This is a genomic window from Salmonella sp. NW177 (genome assembly GCF_051811585.1).
GTDB lineage: Bacteria > Pseudomonadota > Gammaproteobacteria > Enterobacterales > Enterobacteriaceae > Salmonella > Salmonella enterica.
Genome location: NZ_JAMMZV010000001.1, coordinates 924,003 through 947,262, shown reverse-complemented (window position 1 = coordinate 947,262; position 23,260 = coordinate 924,003). Strand labels below are relative to the sequence as shown.

Annotated in this window: 28 protein-coding genes and 2 tRNA genes; 22 read left to right on the top strand and 8 right to left on the bottom strand. The window is 47.4% G+C overall.

Translation table 11 applies throughout. The annotated features are described in order from the left end of the window. The first annotated feature begins 14 nt into the window (after positions 1-14). The 19 genes from sseF (at position 15) to ssaU (ending at position 13,529) form a co-directional block, all read left to right on the top strand. Positions 15-797, top strand: coding sequence for a type III secretion systems effector SseF (gene sseF, locus NA986_RS04900; protein WP_023216918.1), 783 nt, complete (start codon positions 15-17; stop codon positions 795-797). Next, a complete protein-coding gene (sseG, locus tag NA986_RS04895; RefSeq protein WP_023216919.1) occupies positions 794-1,483 on the top strand; it encodes a pathogenicity island 2 effector protein SseG in 690 nt (229 codons plus the stop codon). The genes sseF and sseG overlap by 4 nt, the downstream gene beginning before the upstream one ends. Before the next feature lie 93 nt (positions 1,484-1,576). Beyond that, positions 1,577-1,792 carry a type III secretion system needle filament protein SsaG gene (gene ssaG / locus NA986_RS04890; protein WP_023216920.1) on the top strand — a complete coding sequence of 72 codons (216 nt, stop codon included), beginning with the start codon at positions 1,577-1,579 and terminating at the stop codon, positions 1,790-1,792. Next, on the top strand, positions 1,770-2,060 hold the full coding sequence (locus NA986_RS04885; RefSeq protein ID WP_000444713.1) for an EscG/YscG/SsaH family type III secretion system needle protein co-chaperone: 291 nt from the start codon (positions 1,770-1,772) through the stop codon (positions 2,058-2,060). Before ssaG ends, NA986_RS04885 begins: the two co-directional genes overlap by 23 nt. 11 nt (positions 2,061-2,071) lie before the next feature. Further along, entirely contained in the window at positions 2,072-2,320 is a 249-nt protein-coding gene (gene ssaI, locus NA986_RS04880) for a SctI family type III secretion system inner rod subunit SsaI (protein ID WP_001562742.1), read from the top strand. Beyond that, positions 2,317-3,066 (top strand): SPI-2 type III secretion system apparatus lipoprotein SsaJ, encoded by a 750-nt coding sequence (gene ssaJ, locus NA986_RS04875; protein ID WP_070793850.1) that lies wholly within the window; start codon positions 2,317-2,319, stop codon positions 3,064-3,066. Before ssaI ends, ssaJ begins: the two co-directional genes overlap by 4 nt. 17 nt (positions 3,067-3,083) lie before the next feature. Next, the gene (locus NA986_RS04870; RefSeq protein ID WP_001531605.1) at positions 3,084-3,632 is read left to right on the top strand and encodes a type III secretion system domain-containing protein; all 549 of its coding nucleotides are present in this window, start codon (positions 3,084-3,086) and stop codon (positions 3,630-3,632) included. After that, positions 3,629-4,303, top strand: coding sequence for an SPI-2 type III secretion system apparatus protein SsaK (gene ssaK, locus NA986_RS04865; RefSeq protein ID WP_000011191.1), 675 nt, complete (start codon positions 3,629-3,631; stop codon positions 4,301-4,303). The genes NA986_RS04870 and ssaK overlap by 4 nt, the downstream gene beginning before the upstream one ends. Next, positions 4,269-5,285: an SPI-2 type III secretion system apparatus protein SsaL gene (gene ssaL, locus NA986_RS04860; RefSeq protein ID WP_077949367.1), complete on the top strand. Its 1,017-nt coding sequence runs from the start codon at positions 4,269-4,271 to the stop codon at positions 5,283-5,285. The genes ssaK and ssaL overlap by 35 nt, the downstream gene beginning before the upstream one ends. A gap of 57 nt (positions 5,286-5,342) precedes the next feature. Next, entirely contained in the window at positions 5,343-5,711 is a 369-nt protein-coding gene (gene ssaM, locus NA986_RS04855; protein ID WP_000383706.1) for an SPI-2 type III secretion system apparatus protein SsaM, read from the top strand. Further along, on the top strand, positions 5,696-7,741 hold the full coding sequence (gene ssaV, locus NA986_RS04850) for an SPI-2 type III secretion system apparatus protein SsaV (protein WP_020898731.1): 2,046 nt from the start codon (positions 5,696-5,698) through the stop codon (positions 7,739-7,741). Before ssaM ends, ssaV begins: the two co-directional genes overlap by 16 nt. Beyond that, complete coding sequence (ssaN, locus tag NA986_RS04845; RefSeq protein WP_023216898.1) at positions 7,731-9,032, top strand: SctN family type III secretion system ATPase SsaN; 1,302 nt, start codon at positions 7,731-7,733, stop codon at positions 9,030-9,032. Before ssaV ends, ssaN begins: the two co-directional genes overlap by 11 nt. Positions 9,033-9,034: 2 nt before the next feature. After that, entirely contained in the window at positions 9,035-9,412 is a 378-nt protein-coding gene (gene ssaO, locus NA986_RS04840) for an SPI-2 type III secretion system apparatus protein SsaO (RefSeq protein WP_000449089.1), read from the top strand. Next, positions 9,393-9,767 (top strand): SPI-2 type III secretion system apparatus protein SsaP, encoded by a 375-nt coding sequence (gene ssaP / locus NA986_RS04835; RefSeq protein ID WP_023216899.1) that lies wholly within the window; start codon positions 9,393-9,395, stop codon positions 9,765-9,767. The genes ssaO and ssaP overlap by 20 nt, the downstream gene beginning before the upstream one ends. Beyond that, positions 9,748-10,716: an SPI-2 type III secretion system cytoplasmic ring protein SsaQ gene (ssaQ, locus tag NA986_RS04830; protein WP_023216900.1), complete on the top strand. Its 969-nt coding sequence runs from the start codon at positions 9,748-9,750 to the stop codon at positions 10,714-10,716. Before ssaP ends, ssaQ begins: the two co-directional genes overlap by 20 nt. Positions 10,717-10,783: 67 nt before the next feature. Beyond that, positions 10,784-11,431, top strand: coding sequence for an SPI-2 type III secretion system export apparatus protein SsaR (gene ssaR / locus NA986_RS04825; RefSeq protein WP_000056367.1), 648 nt, complete (start codon positions 10,784-10,786; stop codon positions 11,429-11,431). Continuing rightward, on the top strand, positions 11,428-11,694 hold the full coding sequence (ssas, locus tag NA986_RS04820; protein WP_000999982.1) for an SPI-2 type III secretion system apparatus protein SsaS: 267 nt from the start codon (positions 11,428-11,430) through the stop codon (positions 11,692-11,694). The genes ssaR and ssas overlap by 4 nt, the downstream gene beginning before the upstream one ends. Then, positions 11,695-12,474 carry an SPI-2 type III secretion system apparatus protein SsaT gene (ssaT, locus tag NA986_RS04815; protein ID WP_023216901.1) on the top strand — a complete coding sequence of 260 codons (780 nt, stop codon included), beginning with the start codon at positions 11,695-11,697 and terminating at the stop codon, positions 12,472-12,474. Continuing rightward, a complete protein-coding gene (gene ssaU, locus NA986_RS04810) occupies positions 12,471-13,529 on the top strand; it encodes an SPI-2 type III secretion system apparatus protein SsaU (RefSeq protein ID WP_001291718.1) in 1,059 nt (352 codons plus the stop codon). Before ssaT ends, ssaU begins: the two co-directional genes overlap by 4 nt. Before the next feature lie 158 nt (positions 13,530-13,687). Here the strand turns inward: ssaU and NA986_RS04805 are convergent. The 3 genes from NA986_RS04805 to mdtK form a co-directional block, all read right to left on the bottom strand. Then, positions 13,688-13,764: transfer RNA gene (locus tag NA986_RS04805), tRNA-Val, on the bottom strand. A gap of 10 nt (positions 13,765-13,774) precedes the next feature. Continuing rightward, positions 13,775-13,851 (bottom strand) — tRNA-Val (locus NA986_RS04800). A 151-nt stretch (positions 13,852-14,002) separates the two neighbouring features. Next, the gene (gene mdtK, locus NA986_RS04795) at positions 14,003-15,376 is read right to left on the bottom strand and encodes a multidrug efflux MATE transporter MdtK (RefSeq protein ID WP_001175077.1); all 1,374 of its coding nucleotides are present in this window, start codon (positions 15,374-15,376) and stop codon (positions 14,003-14,005) included. Positions 15,377-15,592: 216 nt separating this feature from the next. On the opposite strand from mdtK, the gene NA986_RS04790 reads away from it, so the two are divergent. Beyond that, positions 15,593-16,234: a riboflavin synthase gene (locus tag NA986_RS04790; RefSeq protein ID WP_023216902.1), complete on the top strand. Its 642-nt coding sequence runs from the start codon at positions 15,593-15,595 to the stop codon at positions 16,232-16,234. Positions 16,235-16,275: 41 nt separating this feature from the next. Here NA986_RS04790 and cfa read toward each other — a convergent pair whose 3' ends face one another. Together cfa and punC are read right to left on the bottom strand one after the other, a co-directional pair. Next, positions 16,276-17,424 (bottom strand): cyclopropane fatty acyl phospholipid synthase, encoded by a 1,149-nt coding sequence (cfa, locus tag NA986_RS04785; protein ID WP_000098879.1) that lies wholly within the window; start codon positions 17,422-17,424, stop codon positions 16,276-16,278. 289 nt (positions 17,425-17,713) lie between these two features. Further along, on the bottom strand, positions 17,714-18,919 hold the full coding sequence (gene punC / locus NA986_RS04780; RefSeq protein ID WP_001182316.1) for a purine nucleoside transporter PunC: 1,206 nt from the start codon (positions 18,917-18,919) through the stop codon (positions 17,714-17,716). A gap of 112 nt (positions 18,920-19,031) precedes the next feature. Here punC and punR point away from each other — a divergent pair, with 112 nt between their 5' ends. Beyond that, complete coding sequence (gene punR / locus NA986_RS04775; RefSeq protein ID WP_000269513.1) at positions 19,032-19,964, top strand: DNA-binding transcriptional activator PunR; 933 nt, start codon at positions 19,032-19,034, stop codon at positions 19,962-19,964. On the opposite strand, the gene purR is transcribed toward punR, so the two are convergent. Then, positions 19,961-20,986, bottom strand: a complete 1,026-nt coding sequence (gene purR, locus NA986_RS04770) for an HTH-type transcriptional repressor PurR (RefSeq protein ID WP_000190993.1) — start codon at positions 20,984-20,986, stop codon at positions 19,961-19,963. The genes punR and purR overlap by 4 nt on opposite strands. Positions 20,987-21,281: 295 nt before the next feature. Between purR and cydH the strand changes: the two genes are divergently transcribed. Next, on the top strand, positions 21,282-21,371 hold the full coding sequence (cydH, locus tag NA986_RS04765) for a cytochrome bd-I oxidase subunit CydH (protein WP_000102277.1): 90 nt from the start codon (positions 21,282-21,284) through the stop codon (positions 21,369-21,371). 82 nt (positions 21,372-21,453) lie between these two features. On the opposite strand, the gene sodB is transcribed toward cydH, so the two are convergent. Both sodB and NA986_RS04755 read right to left on the bottom strand, forming a co-directional pair. After that, positions 21,454-22,035 carry a superoxide dismutase [Fe] gene (sodB, locus tag NA986_RS04760; protein WP_000007299.1) on the bottom strand — a complete coding sequence of 194 codons (582 nt, stop codon included), beginning with the start codon at positions 22,033-22,035 and terminating at the stop codon, positions 21,454-21,456. Between the two features lie 126 nt (positions 22,036-22,161). After that, positions 22,162-22,983, bottom strand: a complete 822-nt coding sequence (locus NA986_RS04755) for a C40 family peptidase (protein ID WP_001520344.1) — start codon at positions 22,981-22,983, stop codon at positions 22,162-22,164. Between the last annotated feature and the right edge of the window lie 277 nt (positions 22,984-23,260).

Sequence of the window (23,260 nt, the reverse complement as noted above, 5' to 3'; positions counted from 1 at the left end):
TAACAGAACGAAATATGAAAATTCATATTCCGTCAGCGGCAAGCAATATAGTCGATGGTAATAGTCCTCCTTCCGATATACAAGCGAAGGAGGCATCGTTTCCTCCCCCTGAAATTCCAGCCCCTGGCACCCCCGCAGCCCCTGTGCTGCTTACGCCTGAACAAATAAGGCAGCAGAGGGATTATGCTATACATTTTATGCAATACACTATTCGTGCGCTGGGCGCGACAGTCGTGTTTGGATTATCGGTTGCTGCAGCGGTAATTTCTGGCGGGGCAGGATTACCCATTGCTATTCTTGCGGGGGCGGCGCTCGTGATTGCTATTGGGGATGCTTGCTGTGCGTATCATAATTATCAATTGATATGTCAGCAAAAGGAGCCGTTACAAACCGCCAGTGATAGCGTTGCTCTTGTGGTCAGTGCGCTGGCCTTAAAATGTGGGGCAAGTCTTAACTGCGCTAACACCCTTGCTAATTGTCTTTCATTATTAATACGTTCAGGAATCGCTATTTCTTCGTTGGTTATACAACTACAGTTTCCACTGCCCGCCGCTGAAAATATAGCGGCCTCTTTGGACATGGGGAGTGTAATTACCTCCGTTAGCCTGACGGCGATAGGTGCGGTACTGGATTATTGCCTTGCCCGCCCCTCTGGCGACGATCAGGAAAATTCTGTTGATGAACTTTATGCCGATCCCAGTGCGTTATTGGCGGAACAAATGGCATCGCTCTGTCAATCTGCTACTGCACCTGCATTAATGGACAGTTCTGGTCATACATCTCGGGGAGAACCATGAAACCTGTTAGCCCAAATGCTCAGGTAGCAGGGCAACGTCCTGTTAACGCGCCTGAGGAATCACCTCCATGTCCCTCATTGCCACATCCGGAAACCAATATGGAGAGTGGTAGAGTAGGTCCTCAACAAGGAAATGAGCGGTTATTGGCCGGACTTGCGAAACGAGTGATAGAGTGTTTTCCAAAAGAAATTTTTAGTTGGCAAACGGTCATTTTGGGCGGACAGATTTTATGCTGTTCCGCTGGAATAGCATTAACAGTGCTAAGTGGTGGAGGCGCACCGCTCTTAGCCCTGGCGGGAATTGGCCTTGCTATTGCCATCGCGGATGTCGCCTGTCTTATCTACCATCATAAACATCATTTACCTATGGCTCACGACAGTATAGGCAATGCCGTTTTTTATATTGCTAATTGTTTCGCCAATCAACGCAAAAGTATGGCGATTGCTAAAGCCGTCTCCCTGGGCGGTAGATTAGTCTTAACCGCGACGGTAATGACGCATTCATACTGGAGTGGTAGTTTGGGACTACAGCCTCATTTATTAGAGCGTCTTAATGATATTACCTACGGACTAATGGGTTTTACTCGCTTCGGTATGGATGGGATGGCAATGACCGGTATGCAGGTCAGCAGCCCATTATATCGTTTGCTGGCTCAGGTGACGCCAGAACAACGTGCGCCGGAGTAATCGTTTTCAGGTATATACCGGATGTTCATTGCTTTCTAAATTTTGCTATGTTGCCAGTATCCTTACGATGTTTTTATTTTAAGGAAAAGCATTATGGATATTGCACAATTAGTGGATATGCTCTCCCACCTGGCGCACCAGGCAGGTCAGGCCATTAATGACAAAATGAATGGTAATGATTTGCTCAACCCAGAATCGATGATTAAAGCGCAATTTGCCTTACAGCAGTATTCTACATTTATTAATTACGAAAGTTCACTGATCAAAATGATCAAGGATATGCTTAGTGGAATCATTGCTAAAATCTGAAGTTATTAGCGACGATGTTCGACGGTTGCTGCTGGAAATCATGTTTGCGGGCGTTAACCATAGCCTGATTTCCCAGGTACATGCGATGTTACCAGCGCTAACGGTTATTGTTCCGGATAAAAAATTACAGTTGGTATGTCTGGCATTATTATTGGCGGGTTTAAATGAGCCGCTAAAAGCCGCGAAAATTTTATCGGATATTGATTTGCCAGAGGCTATGGCGCTGCGTCTGTTATTTCCTGCACCAAATGAGGGGTTTGAAAATTGAATATTTCTGATATGAGCGTAGTGCCTGTAAGCACTCAATCTTATGTAAAGTCCTCTGCAGAACCGAGCCAGGAGCAAATTAACTTTTTTGAACAATTGCTGAAAGATGATGCATCCACCAGTAACGCCAGTGCTTTATTACCGCAGGTTATGTTGACCAGACAAATGGATTATATGCAGTTAACGGTAGGCGTCGATTATCTTGCCAGAATATCAGGCGCAGCATCGCAAGCGCTTAATAAGCTGGATAGCATGACATGAAGGTTCAGCGTATAGTATTTCTTACTGTCCTTACGTTCTTTCTTACGGCATGTGATGTGGATCTTTATCGCTCATTGCCAGAAGATGAGGCGAATCAAATGCTGGCATTACTTATGCAGCATCATATTGATGCGGAAAAAAAACAGGAAGAGGATGGTGTAACCTTACGTGTCGAGCAGTCGCAGTTTATTAATGCGGTTGAGCTACTTAGACTTAACGGTTATCCGCATAGGCAGTTTACAACGGCGGATAAGATGTTTCCGGCTAATCAGTTAGTGGTATCACCCCAGGAAGAACAGCAGAAGATTAATTTTTTAAAAGAACAAAGAATTGAAGGAATGCTGAGTCAGATGGAGGGCGTGATTAATGCAAAAGTGACCATTGCGCTACCGACTTATGATGAGGGAAGTAACGCTTCTCCGAGCTCAGTTGCCGTATTTATAAAATATTCACCTCAGGTCAATATGGAGGCCTTTCGGGTAAAAATTAAAGATTTAATAGAGATGTCAATCCCTGGGTTGCAATACAGTAAGATTAGTATCTTGATGCAGCCTGCTGAATTCAGAATGGTACCTGATGTACCCGCGAGACAAACATTCTGGATTATGGACGTGATCAACGCCAATAAAGGGAAGGTGGAGAAGTGGTTGATGAAATACCCTTATCAGTTGATGTTATCGTTGACAGGACTGTTATTAGGAGTGGGCATCCTGATCGGCTATTTTTGCCTGAGACGCCGTTTTTGAGCCGACCTGATCCCGAGGTGTTGCAACTTTATCGTTATTTCTGGCAACCTGCTCGTTACGCTGTACCGGAATGGCTGGATAAGCTGGGTTTTCATCCTTCAAACTGCTGGCGTTATGGCGATCGGCCCGAGTTGGATCGTCTTCTTGACAGAGCGTTAAATAGACTAAGAGGAAGCTCTGTTATTCCAGCCTGTTTAAATGACAGGCAAAAACGGCAGGTTCGTCTTGCGCCGCGTATATCGGCATTTGCCTTTGGGCTGGGATTATTCAAACTCAGGTGTAGTGACTATTTTATGCTACCAGAGTATCGGCAATTGCTTCTACAGTGGTTTAGCGAGGATGAGATCTGGCAGCTATATGGTTGGTTGGGGCAAAGAGATGGCAAATTACTTCCTCCGCAAGTGATGCAACAAACTGCATTGCAGATCGGTACCGCTATTCTTAATCGGGAAGCGCATGACGATGCGGTTTTACATGCGCTATTAGTATTATTACCCCCTCCGCAGCGTATACTTTGGCCGAAGACTTCTCTTACCGAGATTATCTTCATGGAGCATTTGCTATGAGTTTTACTTCACTTCCTCTGACGGAAATTAACCATAAGCTACCCGCTCGAAATATTATTGAGTCACCGTGGATAACATTACAATTAACTTTATTTGCACAAGAACAACAAGCTAAGAGAGTTTCACATGCTATTGTGAGCTCCGCTTACCGTAAAGCTGAAAAAATCATCCGAGACGCCTATCGTTATCAGCGTGAACAGAAAGTTGAGCAGCAACAAGAACTAGCGTGGTTGCGTAAAAATACGCTGGAAAAAATGGAAGTGGAATGGCTGGAACAGCATGTAAAACATTTACAAGAAGATGAAAATCAATTTCGTTCATTGGTCGATCAAGCAGCGCATCATATTAAAAATAGTATAGAACAGGTTTTGTTGGCCTGGTTCGACCAACAGTCGGTAGACAGTGTTATGTGCCATCGTCTGGCACGCCAGGCCACGGCTATGGCGGAAGAAGGAGCGCTTTATTTGCGTATTCATCCTGAAAAAGAGGCATTGATGCGTGAAACTTTTGGCAAGCGGTTTACGTTGATTATCGAGCCTGGTTTCTCTCCCGATCAGGCTGAACTTTCCTCAACACGATATGCCGTTGAATTTTCACTTTCTCGTCATTTCAACGCGTTACTGAAATGGTTACGTAATGGTGAAGATAAAAGAGGTAGTGATGAATATTAAAATTAATGAGATAAAAATGACGCCCCCTACAGCATTTATCCCTGGTCAGGTTATAGAGGAACAAGAGGTTATTTCGCCTTCAATGTTAGCTCTCCAGGAGTTACAGGAAACGACGGGGGCAGCGCTCTATGAGACGATGGAAGAAATAGGAATGGCGCTGAGTGGTAAACTGCGCGAAAGTTATAAATTCACGGATGCTGAGAAACTGGAGCGCAGACAGCAGGCTTTGCTGCGTTTGATAAAACAAATACAGGAGGATAATGGGGCAACGTTGCGTCCGCTTACTGAAGAGAATAGTGATCCTGATTTACAGAATGCGTATCAAATTATCGCTCTTGCAATGGCGCTTACTGCCGGCGGGTTGTCAAAAAAGAAAAAACGCGATTTGCAATCGCAACTGGATACGCTTACAGCGGAGGAGGGATGGGAACTTGCCGTTTTTAGTTTACTGGAACTTGGCGAAGTGGATACCGCTACGCTGTCCTCGCTGAAGCGTTTTATGCAACAAGCGATAGACAACGATGAAATGCCCTTATCGCAGTGGTTCAGACGCGTGGCAGACTGGCCGGATCGCTGTGAGCGGGTCCGTATTTTGCTAAGAGCAATAGCCTTTGAACTTAGCATATGCATCGAACCCTCGGAGCAAAGTCGTTTGGCCGCAGCATTAGTACGTTTGCGTCGTTTGTTGTTATTCCTTGGCCTTGAAAAAGAGTGCCAGCGTGAGGAGTGGATTTGCCAGTTGCCGCCTAATACATTACTGCCGCTACTACTCGATATCATTTGTGAGCGTTGGCTTTTCAGTGATTGGTTGCTTGATAGACTTACCGCTATAGTTTCTTCATCGAAGATGTTCAATCGGTTACTCCAACAACTTGATGCGCAGTTTATGCTGATACCCGATAACTGTTTTAACGACGAAGATCAACGTGAACAAATTCTCGAAACGCTTCGTGAAGTAAAGGTAAATCAGGTTTTATTCTGATACCTGGCTTTCAATATTTAGGTAAATTGGCGTTCTGGCTCATCATGAGGCGGCAGGATGGATTGGGATCTCATTACTGAACGTAATATTCAGCTTTTTATTCAATTAGCAGGATTAGCTCAACGGCCTTTAGCAACCAATATGTTCTGGCGGCAAGGACAATATGAAACCTATCTAAACTATCATAACGGTCGTATTCACTTATGTCAGATACTCAAGCAAACCTTCTTAGACGAAGATCTGCTTTTTAAAGCCTTAACTCACTGGAAACCTGCAGCGTTCCAGGGTATTCCTCAGCGATTATTTTTGTTGCGCGATGGGCTTGCAATGAGCTGTTCTCCTCCTCTTTCCAGCTCCGCCGAGCTCTGGTTACGATTACATCATCGACAAATAAAATTTCTGGAGTCGCAATGCGTTCATGGTTAGGTGAGGGAATCAGGGCGCAACAGTGGCTCAGTGTATGCGCGGGTCGGCAGGATATGGTTCTGGCGACGGTGTTATTAATCGCTATTGTGATGATGCTGTTACCTTTACCGACCTGGATGGTTGATATCCTGATTACTATCAACCTTATGTTTTCAGTGATCCTGCTCTTAATTGCTATTTATCTTAGTGACCCTCTCGATTTATCGGTATTTCCGTCTTTATTACTTATTACTACATTATATCGTTTGTCACTCACAATCAGCACATCACGGCTGGTACTGTTACAACATAATGCCGGTAATATTGTGGATGCTTTCGGTAAGTTTGTCGTAGGAGGAAATCTCACCGTTGGGTTGGTCGTATTTACCATCATTACTATCGTGCAGTTTATTGTCATTACAAAAGGTATCGAGAGGGTGGCGGAAGTTAGCGCACGTTTCTCGCTTGATGGGATGCCAGGCAAACAAATGAGTATCGATGGCGATTTGCGTGCCGGAGTTATCGATGCAGACCATGCCCGTACATTAAGACAGCACGTCCAGCAGGAAAGCCGCTTTCTCGGTGCGATGGACGGTGCGATGAAATTCGTTAAAGGCGATACGATTGCCGGTATTATTGTTGTTCTGGTGAACATTATCGGCGGTATCATTATCGCTATCGTGCAATATGATATGTCGATGAGTGAGGCTGTTCACACTTATAGCGTACTGTCAATCGGAGATGGTTTATGTGGGCAAATTCCATCGCTGCTGATTTCCCTTAGCGCGGGAATTATTGTCACCCGTGTTCCGGGTGAGAAACGCCAGAACCTGGCGACAGAGTTGAGTTCTCAAATTGCCAGACAACCTCAGTCGCTCATATTAACCGCTGTTGTTTTAATGCTCCTCGCTTTAATTCCTGGCTTTCCTTTTATCACTCTCGCTTTCTTTTCAGCGTTGTTAGCATTGCCAATTATCCTCATTCGCCGCAAAAAGTCTGTGGTTTCCGCAAATGGCGTCGAAGCACCGGAAAAAGATAGTATGGTTCCCGGCGCATGTCCTCTAATCTTACGTCTTACCCCGACGTTACATTCTGCCGACCTGATTCGTGATATTGACGCCATGAGATGGTTTTTATTTGAGGATACCGGCGTCCCTCTCCCTGAGGTGAATATTGAAGTTTTGCCTGAACCCACCGAAAAATTGACGGTACTGCTATATCAGGAACCCGTATTTAGTTTATCTATCCCCGCCCAGGCGGATTATTTATTGATAGGCGCGGACGCTAGTGTGGTGGGTGACAGCCAGACGTTACCGAACGGGATGGGGCAGATCTGTTGGCTTACAAAAGAGATGGCCCATAAGGCGCAAGGTTTTGGACTGGACGTTTTCGCGGGCAGCCAACGTATCTCTGCCTTATTAAAATGTGTCCTGCTTCGCCATATGGGAGAGTTTATTGGTGTTCAGGAAACGCGTTATCTAATGAATGCGATGGAAAAAAACTACTCTGAGCTGGTGAAAGAGCTTCAGCGCCAGTTACCCATTAATAAAATCGCTGAAACTTTGCAGCGGCTTGTATCAGAACGGGTTTCTATTAGAGATTTACGTCTTATTTTCGGCACCTTAATTGACTGGGCGCCACGTGAAAAAGATGTCCTGATGTTGACAGAATATGTCCGTATCGCGCTTCGCCGTCATATTCTGCGTCGTCTTAATCCGGAAGGAAAACCGCTGCCGATTTTGCGGATCGGCGAAGGTATTGAGAACCTCGTGCGTGAATCCATTCGCCAGACGGCAATGGGGACCTATACTGCGCTGTCGTCTCGTCATAAGACGCAGATTCTGCAACTTATCGAGCAGGCGCTGAAGCAGTCAACCAAATTATTCATTGTCACTTCTGTCGACACCCGACGTTTCTTGCGAAAAATTACAGAAGCCACCTTGTTCGACGTACCGATTTTGTCATGGCAGGAATTAGGAGAGGAGAGCCTTATACAAGTGGTAGAAAGTATTGACCTTAGCGAAGAGGAGTTGGCGGACAATGAAGAATGAATTGATGCAACGTCTGAGGATGAAATATCCGCCCCCCGATGGTTATTGTCGATGGGGCCGAATTCAGGATGTCAGCGCAACGTTGTTAAATGCGTGGTTGCCTGGGGTATTTATGGGCGAGTTGTGCTGTATAAAGCCTGGAGAAGAACTTGCTGAAGTCGTGGGGATTAATGGCAACAAAGCTTTGCTATCTCCTTTTACGAGTACTATCGGACTTCACTGCGGGCAGCAAGTGATGGCCTTAAGGCGACGCCATCAGGTTCCCGTGGGCGAAGCGTTATTAGGGCGAGTCATTGATGGCTTTGGTCGTCCCCTTGATGGCCGCGAACTGCCCGACGTCTGCTGGAAAGACTATGATGCAATGCCTCCTCCCGCAATGGTTCGACAGCCTATCACTCAACCATTAATGACGGGGATTCGCGCTATTGATAGCGTTGCGACCTGTGGTGAAGGGCAACGAGTGGGTATTTTTTCTGCTCCTGGCGTGGGGAAAAGCACGCTTCTGGCGATGCTGTGTAATGCGCCAGACGCAGACTGCAATGTTCTGGTGTTAATTGGTGAACGTGGACGAGAAGTCCGCGAGTTCATCGATTTTACACTGTCTGAAGAGACCCGAAAACGTTGTGTCATTGTTGTCGCAACCTCTGACAGACCCGCCTTAGAGCGCGTGAGGGCGCTGTTTGTGGCCACCACGATAGCAGAATTTTTTCGCGATAATGGAAAGCGAGTCGTCTTGCTTGCCGACTCACTGACGCGTTATGCCAGGGCCGCGCGGGAAATCGCTCTGGCCGCCGGAGAGACCGCAGTTTCTGGAGAATATCCGCCAGGCGTATTTAGTGCATTGCCACGACTTTTAGAACGTACAGGAATGGGAGAAAAAGGCAGTATTACCGCATTTTATACGGTACTGGTGGAAGGCGATGATATGAATGAGCCGTTGGCGGATGAAGTCCGTTCACTGCTTGACGGACATATTGTGCTATCCCGACGGCTTGCAGAGAGGGGGCATTATCCTGCCATTGACGTGTTGGCAACGCTCAGCCGCGTTTTTCCAGTCGTTACCAGCCATGAGCATCGTCAACTGGCGGCGATATTGCGACGGTGCCTGGCGCTTTACCAGGAGGTTGAACTATTAATACGCATTGGGGAATACCAGCGAGGAGTTGATACAGATACTGACAAAGCCATTGATACCTATCCGGATATTTGCACATTTTTGCGACAAAGTAAGGATGAAGTATGCGGACCCGAGCTACTCATAGAAAAATTACACCAAATACTCACCGAGTGATCATGGAAACTTTGCTGGAGATAATCGCGCGGCGTGAAAAGCAATTACGCGGCAAACTTACCGTACTTGATCAGCAGCAACAGGCGATTATTACTGAACAGCAGATTTGCCAGACGCGCGCTTTAGCAGTGTCTACCAGACTGAAAGAATTAATGGGCTGGCAAGGTACGTTATCTTGTCATTTATTGTTGGATAAGAAACAACAAATGGCCGGGTTATTCACTCAGGCGCAGAGCTTTTTGACGCAACGGCAGCAGTTAGAGAATCAGTATCAGCAGCTTGTCTCCCGGCGAAGCGAATTACAGAAGAATTTTAATGCGCTTATGAAAAAGAAAGAAAAAATTACTATGGTATTAAGCGATGCGTATTACCAAAGTTGAGGGAAGTCTTGGGTTGCCATGCCAGTCTTATCAGGATGATAACGAGGCGGAGGCGGAACGTATGGACTTTGAACAACTCATGCACCAGGCATTACCCATTGGTGAGAATAATCCTCCTGTAGCATTGAACAAGAACGTGGTTTTCACGCAACGTTATCGTGTTAGTGGTGGTTATCTTGACGGTGTAGAGTGTGAAGTATGTGAATCAGGGGGGCTAATCCAGTTAAGAGTCAATGTCCCTCATCATGAAATTTACCATTCGATGAAAGCGCTAAAGCAGTGGCTGGAGTCTCAGTTGCTGCATATGGGGTATATAATTTCCCTGGAGATATTCTATGTTAAGAATAGCGAATGAAGAGCGTCCGTGGATGGAGATGCTTCCAACGCAAGGCGCTACCATTGGTGAGCTGACATTGAGTATGCAACAATATCCAGTACAGCAAGGGACGTTATTTACCATACATTATCATAATGAGCTGGGTAGGGTGTGGATTGCAGAACAATGCTGGCAGCGCTGGTGTGAAGGGTTAATTGGTACCGCTAATCGATCGGTTATCGATCCTGAATTGCTATATGGAATAGCTGAATGGGGGCTGGCGCCGTTATTGCAAGCCAGTGATGCAACCCTCTGTCAGAACGAACCGCCAACATCCTGCAGTAATCTACCACATCAGCTAGCGTTGCATATTAAATGGACAGTTGAAGAACATGAGTTCCATAGCATTATTTTTACATGGCCAACGGGTTTTCTGCGCAATATAGTCGGAGAGCTTTCTGCTGAGCGTCAACAGATTTATCCTGCCCCTCCTGTGGTAGTCCCTGTATATTCAGGCTGGTGCCAGCTTACATTAATTGAACTTGAGTCTATCGAAATCGGCATGGGCGTTCGGATTCATTGCTTCGGCGACATCAGACTCGGTTTTTTTGCTATTCAACTACCTGGGGGAATCTACGCAAGGGTGTTGCTGACAGAGGATAACACGATGAAATTTGACGAATTAGTCCAGGATATCGAAACGCTACTTGCGTCAGGGAGCCCAATGTCAAAGAGTGACGGAACGTCTTCAGTCGAACTTGAGCAGATACCACAACAGGTGCTCTTTGAGATCGGACGTGCGAGTCTGGAAATTGGACAATTACGACAACTTAAAACGGGGGACGTTTTGCCTGTAGGTGGATGTTTTGCGCCAGAGGTGACGATAAGAGTAAATGACCGTATTATTGGGCAAGGTGAGTTGATTGCCTGTGGCAATGAATTTATGGTGCGTATTACACGTTGGTATCTTTCCAAAAATACAGCGTAAACCTGATAAGAAAAATAATATGCGAACAATATAATAGCGTTCCAGGTCGTGTCATGAGAGATACAGTATGTCTTTACCCGATTCGCCTTTGCAACTGATTGGTATATTGTTTCTGCTTTCAATACTGCCTCTCATTATCGTCATGGGAACCTCTTTCCTTAAACTGGCGGTGGTATTTTCGATTTTACGAAATGCTCTGGGTATTCAACAAGTTCCCCCAAATATCGCACTGTATGGCCTTGCGCTTGTACTTTCCTTATTCATTATGGGGCCGACGCTATTGGCTGTAAAAGAGCGCTGGCATCCGGTTCAGGTTGCTGGCGCTCCTTTCTGGACGTCTGAGTGGGACAGTAAAGCATTAGCGCCTTATCGACAGTTTTTGCAAAAAAACTCTGAAGAAAAGGAAGCCAATTATTTTCGGAATTTGATAAAACGAACCTGGCCTGAAGACATAAAAAGAAAGATAAAACCTGATTCTTTGCTCATATTAATTCCGGCATTTACGGTGAGTCAGTTGACGCAGGCATTTCGGATTGGATTACTTATTTATCTTCCCTTTCTGGCTATTGACCTGCTTATTTCAAATATACTGCTGGCTATGGGGATGATGATGGTGTCGCCGATGACCATTTCATTACCGTTTAAGCTGCTAATATTTTTACTGGCAGGCGGTTGGGATCTGACACTGGCGCAATTGGTACAGAGCTTTTCATGAATGATTCTGAATTGACGCAATTTGTAACGCAACTTTTATGGATCGTCCTTTTTACGTCTATGCCGGTAGTGTTGGTGGCATCGGTAGTTGGTGTCATCGTAAGCCTTGTTCAGGCCTTGACTCAAATACAGGACCAAACGCTACAGTTCATGATTAAATTATTGGCAATTGCAATAACCTTAATGGTCAGCTACCCATGGCTTAGCGGTATCCTGTTGAATTATACCCGGCAGATAATGTTACGAATTGGAGAGCATGGTTGAATGGCACAACAGGTAAATGAGTGGCTTATTTCATTGGCTGTGGCTTTTATTCGACCATTGAGCCTTTCTTTATTACTTCCCTTATTAAAAAGTGGCAGTTTAGGGGCCGCACTTTTACGTAATGGCGTGCTTATGTCACTTACCTTTCCGATATTACCAATCATTTACCAGCAGAAGATTATGATGCATATTGGTAAAGATTACAGTTGGTTAGGGTTAGTCACCGGAGAGGTGATTATTGGTTTTTTAATTGGGTTTTGTGCGGCGGTTCCCTTTTGGGCCGTTGATATGGCGGGGTTTCTGCTTGATACTTTACGTGGCGCGACAATGGGTACGATATTCAATTCTACAATGGAAGCTGAAACCTCACTTTTTGGCTTGCTTTTCAGCCAGTTTTTGTGTGTTATTTTCTTTATAAGCGGCGGCATGGAGTTTATATTAAATATTCTGTATGAGTCATATCAATATTTACCACCAGGGCGTACTTTATTATTTGACCGGCAATTTTTAAAATATATCCAGGCAGAGTGGAGAACGCTTTATCAATTATGTATCAGTTTCTCTGTTCCTGCCATAATATGTATGGTATTAGCCGATCTGGCTTTAGGTCTTTTAAATCGGTCGGCACAACAATTGAATGTGTTTTTCTTCTCAATGCCGCTCAAAAGTATATTAGTTCTACTCACGCTCCTGATCTCATTCCCTTATGCTCTTCATCACTATTTGGTTGAAAGTGATAAGTTTTATATTTATCTGAAAGACTGGTTCCCATCTGTATGAGCGAGAAAACAGAACAGCCTACAGAAAAGAAATTACGTGATGGTCGTAAGGAAGGGCAGGTCGTCAAAAGTATCGAAATAACATCATTATTTCAGCTGATTGCGCTTTATTTGTATTTTCATTTCTTTACTGAAAAGATGATTTTGATACTGATTGAGTCAATAACTTTCACATTACAATTAGTAAATAAACCATTTTCTTATGCATTAACGCAATTGAGTCATGCTTTAATAGAGTCATTGACTTCTGCACTGCTGTTTCTGGGCGCTGGGGTAATAGTTGCTACTGTGGGTAGCGTGTTTCTTCAGGTGGGGGTGGTTATTGCCAGCAAGGCCATTGGTTTTAAAAGCGAGCACATAAATCCGGTAAGTAATTTTAAGCAGATATTCTCTTTACATAGCGTAGTAGAATTATGTAAATCCAGCCTGAAAGTTATCATGTTATCTCTTATCTTTGCCTTTTTCTTTTATTATTATGCCAGTACTTTTCGGGCGCTACCGTACTGTGGGTTAGTCTGTGGTCTGCTTGTGGTTTCTTCTTTAATAAAATGGTTATGGGTAGGGGTAATGGCTTTTTATATCGTCGTTGGCATACTGGACTATTCTTTTCAATATTATAAGATTAGAAAAGATCTAAAAATGAGTAAAGATGACGTAAAACAGGAGCATAAAGATCTGGAGGGCGATCCTCAAATGAAGACACGGCGTCGGGAAATGCAGAGTGAAATACAGAGTGGGAGTTTAGCTCAATCTGTTAAACAATCTGTTGCGGTAGTGCGTAATCCAACGCATATTGCGGTTTGTCTCGGCTATCATCCCACCGATATGCCAATACCACGCGTTCTGGAAAAAGGCAGTGATGCTCAAGCTAACTATATCGTTAACATCGCTGAACGCAACTGCATCCCCGTTGTTGAAAATGTTGAGCTGGCCCGCTCATTATTTTTTGAAGTGGAACGCGGAGATAAAATTCCTGAAACGTTATTTGAACCCGTTGCAGCCTTGTTACGTATGGTGATGAAGATAGATTATGCGCATTCTACCGAAACACCATAAATGCCTTTGGTATGCTTCTTCAGGCCACTGCGAAGGTTAAGAGGGGTAATACAGTATAGAGCAGCGCTTGACGATAAAGATGAGAGACTGAAAATAATCGCTTTTAGCCTGGCACAAGCACCAGATAGCGTATTTTAAAATTAAACAAGATAATGGATTGGTGCGTCTGAATGGACTCGAACCATCGACCCCCACCATGTCAAGGTGGTGCTCTAACCAACTGAGCTACAGACGCATTAAAATGATGGTGCGTTCAATTGGACTCGAACCAACGACCCCCACCATGTCAAGGTGGTGCTCTAACCAACTGAGCTATGAACGCAACGTTGTAGGTGACAACGGGGACGAATATTAGCGTCACAACTGCAATGAGGCAAGAGGGAAATCGCAATTTTCTTCCTGAAATCACCTGATTGCGGTGGAAATATGCAACATGTCGAGAAAATAGCCGCCATGCGACGGCTATCGTCGTATTATCGCGCAGCGCGCTGCAAAATGATGGCGGACGGCTGACGTTGTAGATAGCGCATCCGTAGCATCATTAACACCGCCGCCGAGGTCAGGCCGATGATGAACCCCATCCAGAAGCCTGCCGGTCCCATACGATCCACCACCAGATCCGTTAACGCCAGGATATAACCGCTGGGTAAACCTAACACCCAGTAGGCGGTAAAGGTGATAAAAAAGATGGAACGCGTATCTTTATAACCGCGCAGAATACCGCTGCCGATAACCTGTATAGAGTCGGAAATCTGGTAAACCGCAGCGAGCAGCATTAATTGTGCGGCAAGCGCCACGACCTCGGGGTTGTCATTGTAGAGCAAAGCAATATGCTTACGCAGAGTCACGGTAAAGATCGCGGTAACCACAGCCATACAAATGCCGACGCCTAAACCGGTACGCGCTGCGGTTTGCGCATCCAGCGTTGAGCCCTGGCCCAGACGATAACCCACTCGAATTGTTACCGCCGCAGCCAGCGACATCGGCAGTACGAACATCAGCGAGCTAAAGTTAAGCGCAATCTGATGGCCCGCGACATCCACAATACCTAATGGCGAAACCAGCAGCGCAACGACCGCAAACAACGTCACTTCAAAGAACAGCGCCAGCGCAATCGGCAACCCCAGTTGAATCAGGCGCTTCATGACGACGCTATCAGGTTTGCCAAAGCCTTTTTCATTACGAATATCACGCATTGAACGCGCGTGTTTAATGTAAGAAAGCATGGCGATAAACATCACCCAATAGACCGCCGCAGTCGCAACGCCGCAGCCGATACCGCCGAGTTCCGGCATACCAAAATGGCCATAGATAAAAATATAGTTCACCGGAATATTCACCAGCAGGCCCAAAAATCCCATCACCATACCCGGTTTGGTTTTGGCCAGACCTTCGCACTGGTTTCGCGCTACCTGAAAGAAAAGGTATCCTGGCGCGCCCCACAGCAGCGCGCGAAGATAACCCACGGCTTTATCGGCCAGCGCCGGATCAATATTATGCATAGAGCGGATAATGTATCCGGCATTCCACAGGACGATCATCACCAGCACGGAGACAAAGCCCGCCAGCCAGAACCCTTGTCGAACCTGATGCGCGATACGCTCACGACGGCCGGAGCCATTGAGTTGCGCAATCACAGGCGTCAAGGCCAGCAGTAAGCCGTGACCAAACAAAATGGCGGGAAGCCAGATAGAGGTGCCGATAGCGACGGCAGCCATGTCCGTAGCGCTATAGCCTCCCGCCATGACGGTATCGACGAATCCCATTGCGGTCTGTGCCACTTGCGCAAGGATCACCGGTATCGCTAACGCTAATAACTGACGCGCTTCACTGGTATACTTCTGCACGTATTCACCTTTTATTTTGTTGTTATATGAAAGACTAAAAAGCCGCCGTAGTGGCAGCCAAAAGAAATAGCAGGGGAAATTTCAGTCTATTGTAGCGGGGTATTACTATTTCTCCAGCGAAAAAACAGTTGTTAACGGCGCATTGCTGGCAAGCTGTTTTTCCACCTGCTATTGTGCTGAACAGTTCTGCTTTTATTTATTTCAGGAGTTGAAGATATGTTTACGGGGATCGTACAGGGTACCGCGAAACTGGTATCGATTGATGAAAAACCCAACTTTCGCACCCATGTGGTGACGTTACCGGACTACATGCTGGAGGGGCTGGAGACGGGGGCGTCGGTAGCGCATAACGGATGCTGTTTGACGGTGACTGAAATAAACGGCAACCAGATAAGCTTTGATCTGATGAAAGAAACGTTGCGCATCACCAATCTGGGCGCGTTGAGGGTAGGTGATGAGGTCAACGTAGAGCGCGCCGCCAAATTCAGCGATGAAATCGGTGGACATCTGATGTCGGGGCATATTATTACGACGGCGGAGATCGCGAAAATCCTGACCTCCGAAAATAACCATCAGGTGTGGTTTAAAGTGCAGGATGCGTCCCTGATGAAGTATATCCTGTACAAAGGCTTTATCGGCGTCGACGGCATCAGTTTGACTGTCGGCGAGGTAACGCCAACGCGCTTCTGCGTGCATCTCATTCCGGAAACGCTGGAACGTACTACGCTTGGCAGAAAAAAACTGGGTGAGCGTGTGAATATCGAGATCGATCCGCAAACGCAGGCGGTTGTCGATACCGTAGAACGCGTACTGGCTGCGCGAGAAAATGCGGTCAGAAATCAGGCCAACATTGGCTAACGGAAAATAAGATTCCCCCGCATGAAATGCGGGGGTGATGATTAGCGAGGAACGCGCAGACCGTTTTCAACGCCGCGCGTAAATACCACCTGCCAAAGCTGGATATCACGCGCGCGAAACGCACCCGCGCAGGCATTGAGATAATAGCTGAACATACGTTTAAAGCGCTCGTTATAATTGCCCGCAATCTCTGGCCAGGCATTGATAAAGCGCTCATGCCACGCCATCAGCGTCGTGTCATAGTCGGCGCCAAAGTTATGCCAGTCTTCCATTACAAAGTGTGATTCGCTGGCCTCGGCGATTTGACGAACAGACGGCAAACAACCGTTGGGGAAAATATACTTATTGATCCACGGATCGACATTATGATCGGTTTTTTTAGAACCAATAGTATGGAGCAGGAAAAGACCATCCGGTTTTAAATTCCTGTCAACGACCTCAAAATAGGTGTTGTAGTTTTTTGGCCCGACATGTTCGAACATGCCGACAGAGACGATTCGGTCAAACTGATCGTTAAGGTCGCGATAATCTTCCAGGAGAATGGAGACATCCAGACCTTCGCAACGCGTCTGCGCCATTTTTTGTTGTTCAGCGGAGATCGTTACGCCCACCACGCTAACGCCATAATGGGTCGCCATATATTGCGACAGGCCGCCCCAGCCGCAGCCGATATCCAGCACACGCATCCCCGGTTGTAGCTGTAGCTTTTCGCAAATTAATTTCAGCTTGGCTTGCTGTGCCGCTTCCAGCGTATCGGCATCTTTCCAGTAGGCGCAAGAATATTGCATATAGGGATCGAGCATACGGGAAAAAAGGTCATTACCAAGATCGTAATGTTCCTTGCCGACAATCCAGGCGCGTTTTTTACTTTGTAGATTAATCAGACGCGCGCCGAGGATACGGAGCGTATCTTTAACATGGTGGGGGAGTTGATTTTCAAGACCGGCACGTAAGACTTTGCTGAAGAAAATATCCAGACGCTCGCATTCCCACCAGCCATCCATGTAACTCTCACCTAACCCCAACGATCCTTCCTGAAGGACGCGTTTAAAAAAATCGGGATTCTTAACACGAATGTCAGACGGGGCGGAACCATTAATTGTAATATCCGCACGACTTAACAATTCGTTGGCGATTCGGTACCAGTTATCATCCGGTACGCTGACTTCTTCTATACACGATGAACTCATAGTTTCTCCATCACTGGACGGTGATCAGAACCTTAAAACAGCGTAGACGCTTTTTTGGCTTTGTGAGAAATCCCACGGACAATTCCGTGAGCCAGTTATCCGACGTAGAACAGAGGAAGGGAGGAACCCTTGCCGAAAAGGCCATCCATGGTGAATCGGGAACGCTCCGGTTCCCGTTAATGCCTAATAATTATCGTAATATAAACAACCGTGAATCAGTATAGGCCGCAATTTTTGATGATTCAACCGAAAATTGTTAGCGTGCTAATTACCAGCGGTTAACAAGCTTTTAGTGAGACTTGTCGTGGGCGACATTGGCATGAGGAAACCCGGTCTCAGCGCAATCTGCATGAGACTGCATTTTGTAACCTAACGCCGCCAGAACAACGGTAGAGAGCATTACGCTGGTGGTGGTCAGCAGCGGCGTGCTGATGAGCCATGAAACCACCAGGCTTGCCAGGAAACATAACCCCAGTTGCAGCGTATTTTGTAGCGCCGCAGCGCGCCCCGTGGCTTGAGGGAAAGGGCGTAACGCTTGCGCGACGACGATAGGGTAGATGGCGCCATTAGCAATCGCCATTACGCAGAAAGGAATCAGGATCTCCACCAGTGAGGCATTATTCAGAAGGCCCGCTCCCCATGTGGCGATAACGCTCAGCGCATACAGCCCTAACAGCCACGGAAGCAATTGGTAGCCCTGCCATTTTTGTAGCGCCGCGCGGCAACCATATCCGCCAATCAGAAAAGCGATGGTTTGCGGAACATAGCTCAGGCCAATCACTGCCGGGCTGTAACCCATCGCGCTGAGAATAAACGGGGACCCTGTTAGCCACGCAAAAAAGCTGGCGGAACAGGCGGCATAAATCAGCACATTACCGCGATAGGTTTTAGAGCGTAACAACGTCGCGAAAGTGAGTTTATCCTGTCCTTCGGTACGCGCTTTTACCGATGGTTTTAAGCGCAGCGCCGGCAACATCAGCAACAACGTAATCACGAACAGGGTGGCGAAAATCGCCTGCCATGAGAAATGCGTCAGTATCCAGCTTCCCAGTAAGGGCGCAAGCGCCGGGGATAATCCCACCAGTGGCATGATAGTGGCGAAGATACGATTAATTTTTTGCGAAGGATAATAATCGGTCACCAGCGCTTGCCAGATTACCGTTGCCGCACAAACGCCGACGGCCTGCACAAAGCGCAGCGTCAGCAGTGCTGCCGCGCTTTCTACCCACAGCATCCCCAGACTTCCGAGTGCAAAGATAGATAACCCCAGCAGTAAAATCGGTTTACGGCCATAACGATCCGATAGCGGTCCCCAGAGGAGTTGCGCGACGGCAAAGCCAGCTAAAAACAGGCTGAGGCTGGCGCTGACCGCGGCGGCAGGCGTTTGTAAATCCGCCTGTATGGCGGCAAACGCGGGCAGGTACATGTCCGTAGCCAGAAATCCCAGCACGCTAAGACCGGCTAACCAGACTAAAAAACCTTTTCCAGGTTGCATATTTGTTTCTCTTTCTTATCAGACAGACATTGTCGCAGAGTGTAGGGAGTGAAATTACGGTTGTGAAACGTTAATATTTGTCCAGTGAATTCAAAATTTTTGTAGGCAAATTATGTGGTCGGAATACTCGCTTGAAGTGGTTGACGCCGTGGCGCGCAATGGCAGTTTTAGCGCGGCGGCGCAAGAACTGCACCGTGTACCTTCAGCAGTCAGTTACACCGTTCGTCAGTTAGAGGAGTGGCTGGCCGTACCGCTTTTTGTACGACGTCACCGTGATGTTGAACTAACGCCTGCTGGCATCTGGTTTTTAAAAGAAGGGCGTTCTGTTATCAAAAAAATGCAGATCACTCGCCAGCAGTGTCAGCAAATTGCTAATGGCTGGCGTGGGCAGTTAGCTATTGCGGTGGACAATATCGTCAGACCAGAACGTACCCGGCAGATGATCGTCGATTTCTATCGTCATTTTGACGATGTTGAACTGCTGGTTTTTCAGGAGGTGTTTAACGGCGTCTGGGACGCGCTCTCCGACGGGCGTGTCGAACTGGCGATTGGGGCGACGCAGGCGATTCCGGTAGGGGGGCGTTACGCTTTTCGGGATATGGGGACCCTGAGCTGGAGCTGCGTAGTGGCAAGCGATCACCCGCTGGCGTCGATGCCTGGGCCGTTAAGCGATGATACCCTGCGCAACTGGCCGTCGCTGGTCAGGGAAGACACTTCGCGAACCTTACCGAAACGGATTACCTGGCTGCTGGATAACCAAAAAAGGGTCGTCGTACCGGACTGGGAGTCATCGGCAACCTGCCTGTCGGCAGGACTATGCGTGGGAATGGTGCCGACGCATTTTGCCCGACAGTGGATAGACAGCGGAAAATGGGTGGCGCTGACGTTAGAGAATCCGTTTCCCGATGCGGCCTGTTGCGTGACGTGGCAGCAAAACGAAGCCTCGCCCGCGCTGGCATGGCTGCTGGACTATTTGGGCGATAGCGAAACGTTGAATCGGGAGTGGCTGCGGGAGCCAGAAGAGGCTCCCGACAGCGGGGATTAACGCCGATAGTCGCGAAACGGGCCGTCAGCGACCGAGCGACGCTCAACCAGGCGTGGATGAACTTCAATAGACTGTGACTCTTCACGCTTATTGACGATGCGATCCAATAGCATATTAAATGCGGTTTCGCCTAAAGAGTCTTTGGGCTGGTGAATCGTCGTCAGCGCCGGGGTAAAGTAACGGGCGTTACGCACATTGTCATAACCGATCACCGAAACGTCCTGCGGTACGCGAAGCCCCATTTCGTCAGCCGCGCAAAGCGCGCCCATCGCCATAATATCGCCGCCGCAGAAAACGGCGGTAGGGCGATGTGACTGCGATAAAATTTGCTGCATCGCGTGGTAACCGGATTCCGGCTCGAAGTCGCCCTGAACAATCCAGTTGTCCGGCACGTTGATCAGCGCCTCCTCCATGGCTTTCATAAAGCCTGCCAGCCGGCCCGCGCCGGTGTTGCGCTCCAGCGGGCCGGGAATAACGCCGATATCCCGGTGGCCGCGCTCAACCAGATAACGACCCGCCATATAGCCGCCTGCAAAGGCGTTATCAATCACCGTGTCGGTAAAATCGGCCTTCGCTTCACCCCAGTCCATCACCACCATCGGAATATGGCGATACTCTTCCAGCATGGAAAGCAGAGGTTCTGGATACTCAGAACACATCACCAGCAGGCCATCCACGCGCTTTTGCGCCATCATGGACAGGTAGGCGCGCTGTTTTTCCAGGTTATTCCAGGCGTTGCCTAAAATCAGCGTATAGCCTTTCTGGAAACAGTTTTTTTCAACTGCCTCGATAATTTCGGCAAAATAGGCCGCTTCGCTGCTGGTCGCCAGTAAGCCTATCGACTTGGTATGGTTAACCTTCAGGCTACGCGCGACGGCGCTGGGAGAGTAGTGCAGCTCTTTAATTGCCGCCCAGACCGCGTTACGCGTTTCTTCAGCGACAAAACGCGTTTTGTTGATTACGTGTGATACAGTTGTAGTGGAAACGTTTGCTCGTTTCGCTACATCTTTAATTGTTGCCATTACATTTCACTCCAGACCCTCGCTAAGCTCCTGAGAAACGCCAGGTAAACGTTTGCCTACACACACCCTAATCGCAACATCAGGGTTGCGGCACGCCGGAAAAACGACACGGAACGTCAGGAAGGGGTCAATGGCCGTTACGCTAATTCAGTAAGCCTGGAATTTTGTCTGATCTTGAGGAAAAGGGGAAGCGTTAAAAACAGTTATCAATATAAAACATGAGAGATTTTTGTGCGGGAATGTGCAAAAATGCGCTATATCACTTTTTGTGTGGGAATAAAAAGGAGAAAACTTGATGAGTACCGACCTGAAATTTTCGTTGATTACTACGCTGATTGTTCTGGGCGTGATTGTCGCAGGTGGATTAACGGCCGCTCTGCACTGATTTCCTCTCTTCTGAGGGTGGGCGTCTCCTCTATTCTATCCCTCTCTAAAACGCAGAAGGCGTACCTTCTGCGTACTCAGACTTATGCGGCGAGATTTTTCGCAACAAATTCCCAGTTAACCAGCGCCCAGAAATGCTCCAGATAGTTTGGACGGGCGTTGCGGTAGTCGATGTAATACGCGTGTTCCCACACATCAACCGTCAGCAACGGCGTTGCATCCGTAGTCAGCGGCGTACCGGCATTTGAGGTAGAAACGATAGCCAGTTTGCCATCAGCGCTTTTTACCAGCCATGTCCATCCGGAACCAAAGTTTTTGATAGCGGCATCGGTGAACTGCGCTTTAAATTCCGCGAAGCTGCCAAAAGATGCCGCGATAGCATCAGCCAGTTTCCCGGTCGGTTCGCCACCGGCGTTTGGCGCCAGGCAGTTCCAGTAGAAGGTGTGGTTCCACACCTGAGCGGCGTTATTAAAGATGCCGCCTTCGGAAGTGCGCACGATCTCTTCCAGCGATTTGCCTTCAAACGCCGTGCCTTTGATCAAATTGTTAAGATTGGTCACGTAAGTCTGATGATGTTTGCCATAGTGATATTCCAGCGTCTCAGCAGAAATATGCGGCGCCAGAGCATCTTTGGCATACGGTAATGCAGGTAATTCGAACGACATTGCTTCTCTCCTTATTATTAATATTGCGCACGCACAATAACCCTGGTGCGCGTAAGGATAGGGTAGCAAATTGAGAGGTGGCGCAAAAGAAGAAGTTATCCTGTCGTTAAACGACAGGATAAAATATTAGCGAATTGTTTTAGGCGTCATCACCCGGCGGGCGCCGACATAATGACGCTGCCAGTACTCTTCGTTCAGTGAGGTGATCTTAATTTCCTGACCGCTGCGCGGGGACTGAATAAACTTACCGTTGCCGACATAGACGCCAACGTGATCGGCGGTGCCGCGCCCCTGCGTACGAAAGAACACCAGATCGCCGTTTTTCAACTCGCTACGCTCAATGGGCGCCGCGTCACGCAGGTGATACATCTCATTCGCCGTTCGGGGGATACGGATCTTCACTAAATCTTTATAGGCATAATAAACCAGACCGCTGCAATCAAAACCGGTGCGCGGCGATGCGCCTCCCCAGTGATACGGTTTACCAATCTGATTCATGAGCTTGGACATCGCGGTTTTCGTCGCTTTTTGTACTTTTGCACGATGCGCATCGGCAATAGAGACCGGCAATGTTCCTTTCCCCTTCACGCAGTGCGGCTTACGGCCTTTACGCGTCGTGCATTTTTCCGTTACGTCGAGGGCGGCGATTGACGTGGGCGCGGTTCTGTTACGACGATGCGTCGTATGACGAGATTTTGTGGAGGCGGTGGTACGTTTTGGCGTAGAAGCGGAAGAAGAACGGCTGGTTTTTGAGGTTTTTTTTACGTTTTTTTTGCTGGTTTTACTGATCTTTTTCGTTGTGCTTTTCTTTTTATCTGCCGTTTTCGTGACATGAGAAACAGCAGGCGTCGCTTTGGCTTGCCTGGAAGCATGGGCCATTGGCGTAAAGGGGAGAGTAGTAAAAAGTAAAGCACAGAGCGTGATCGAGATTTTGTTTATCCGCGCCACTGAGCAATCCTCTGTTAAAGGCAGGCGATTCATGCCTGCGTATGATTTACAAAACCTGATAATTCTAATCTACAAAAGCACAGATTGGTAATTGCTTTTGGTTTCTGAAGCTGTGTTTCGTTAACAGATGTAAAAAAATAGCAATTAATGCTAAACACGAACGCGTTATCTACAAATCACTGCGCGGCAACCCGCTTAAAAGATATTTTGTATACAACTTATTCCCGCAGACGGTAAAATAATAAGGCATGATGAAAATGTTATTTTCCGTTGCCAG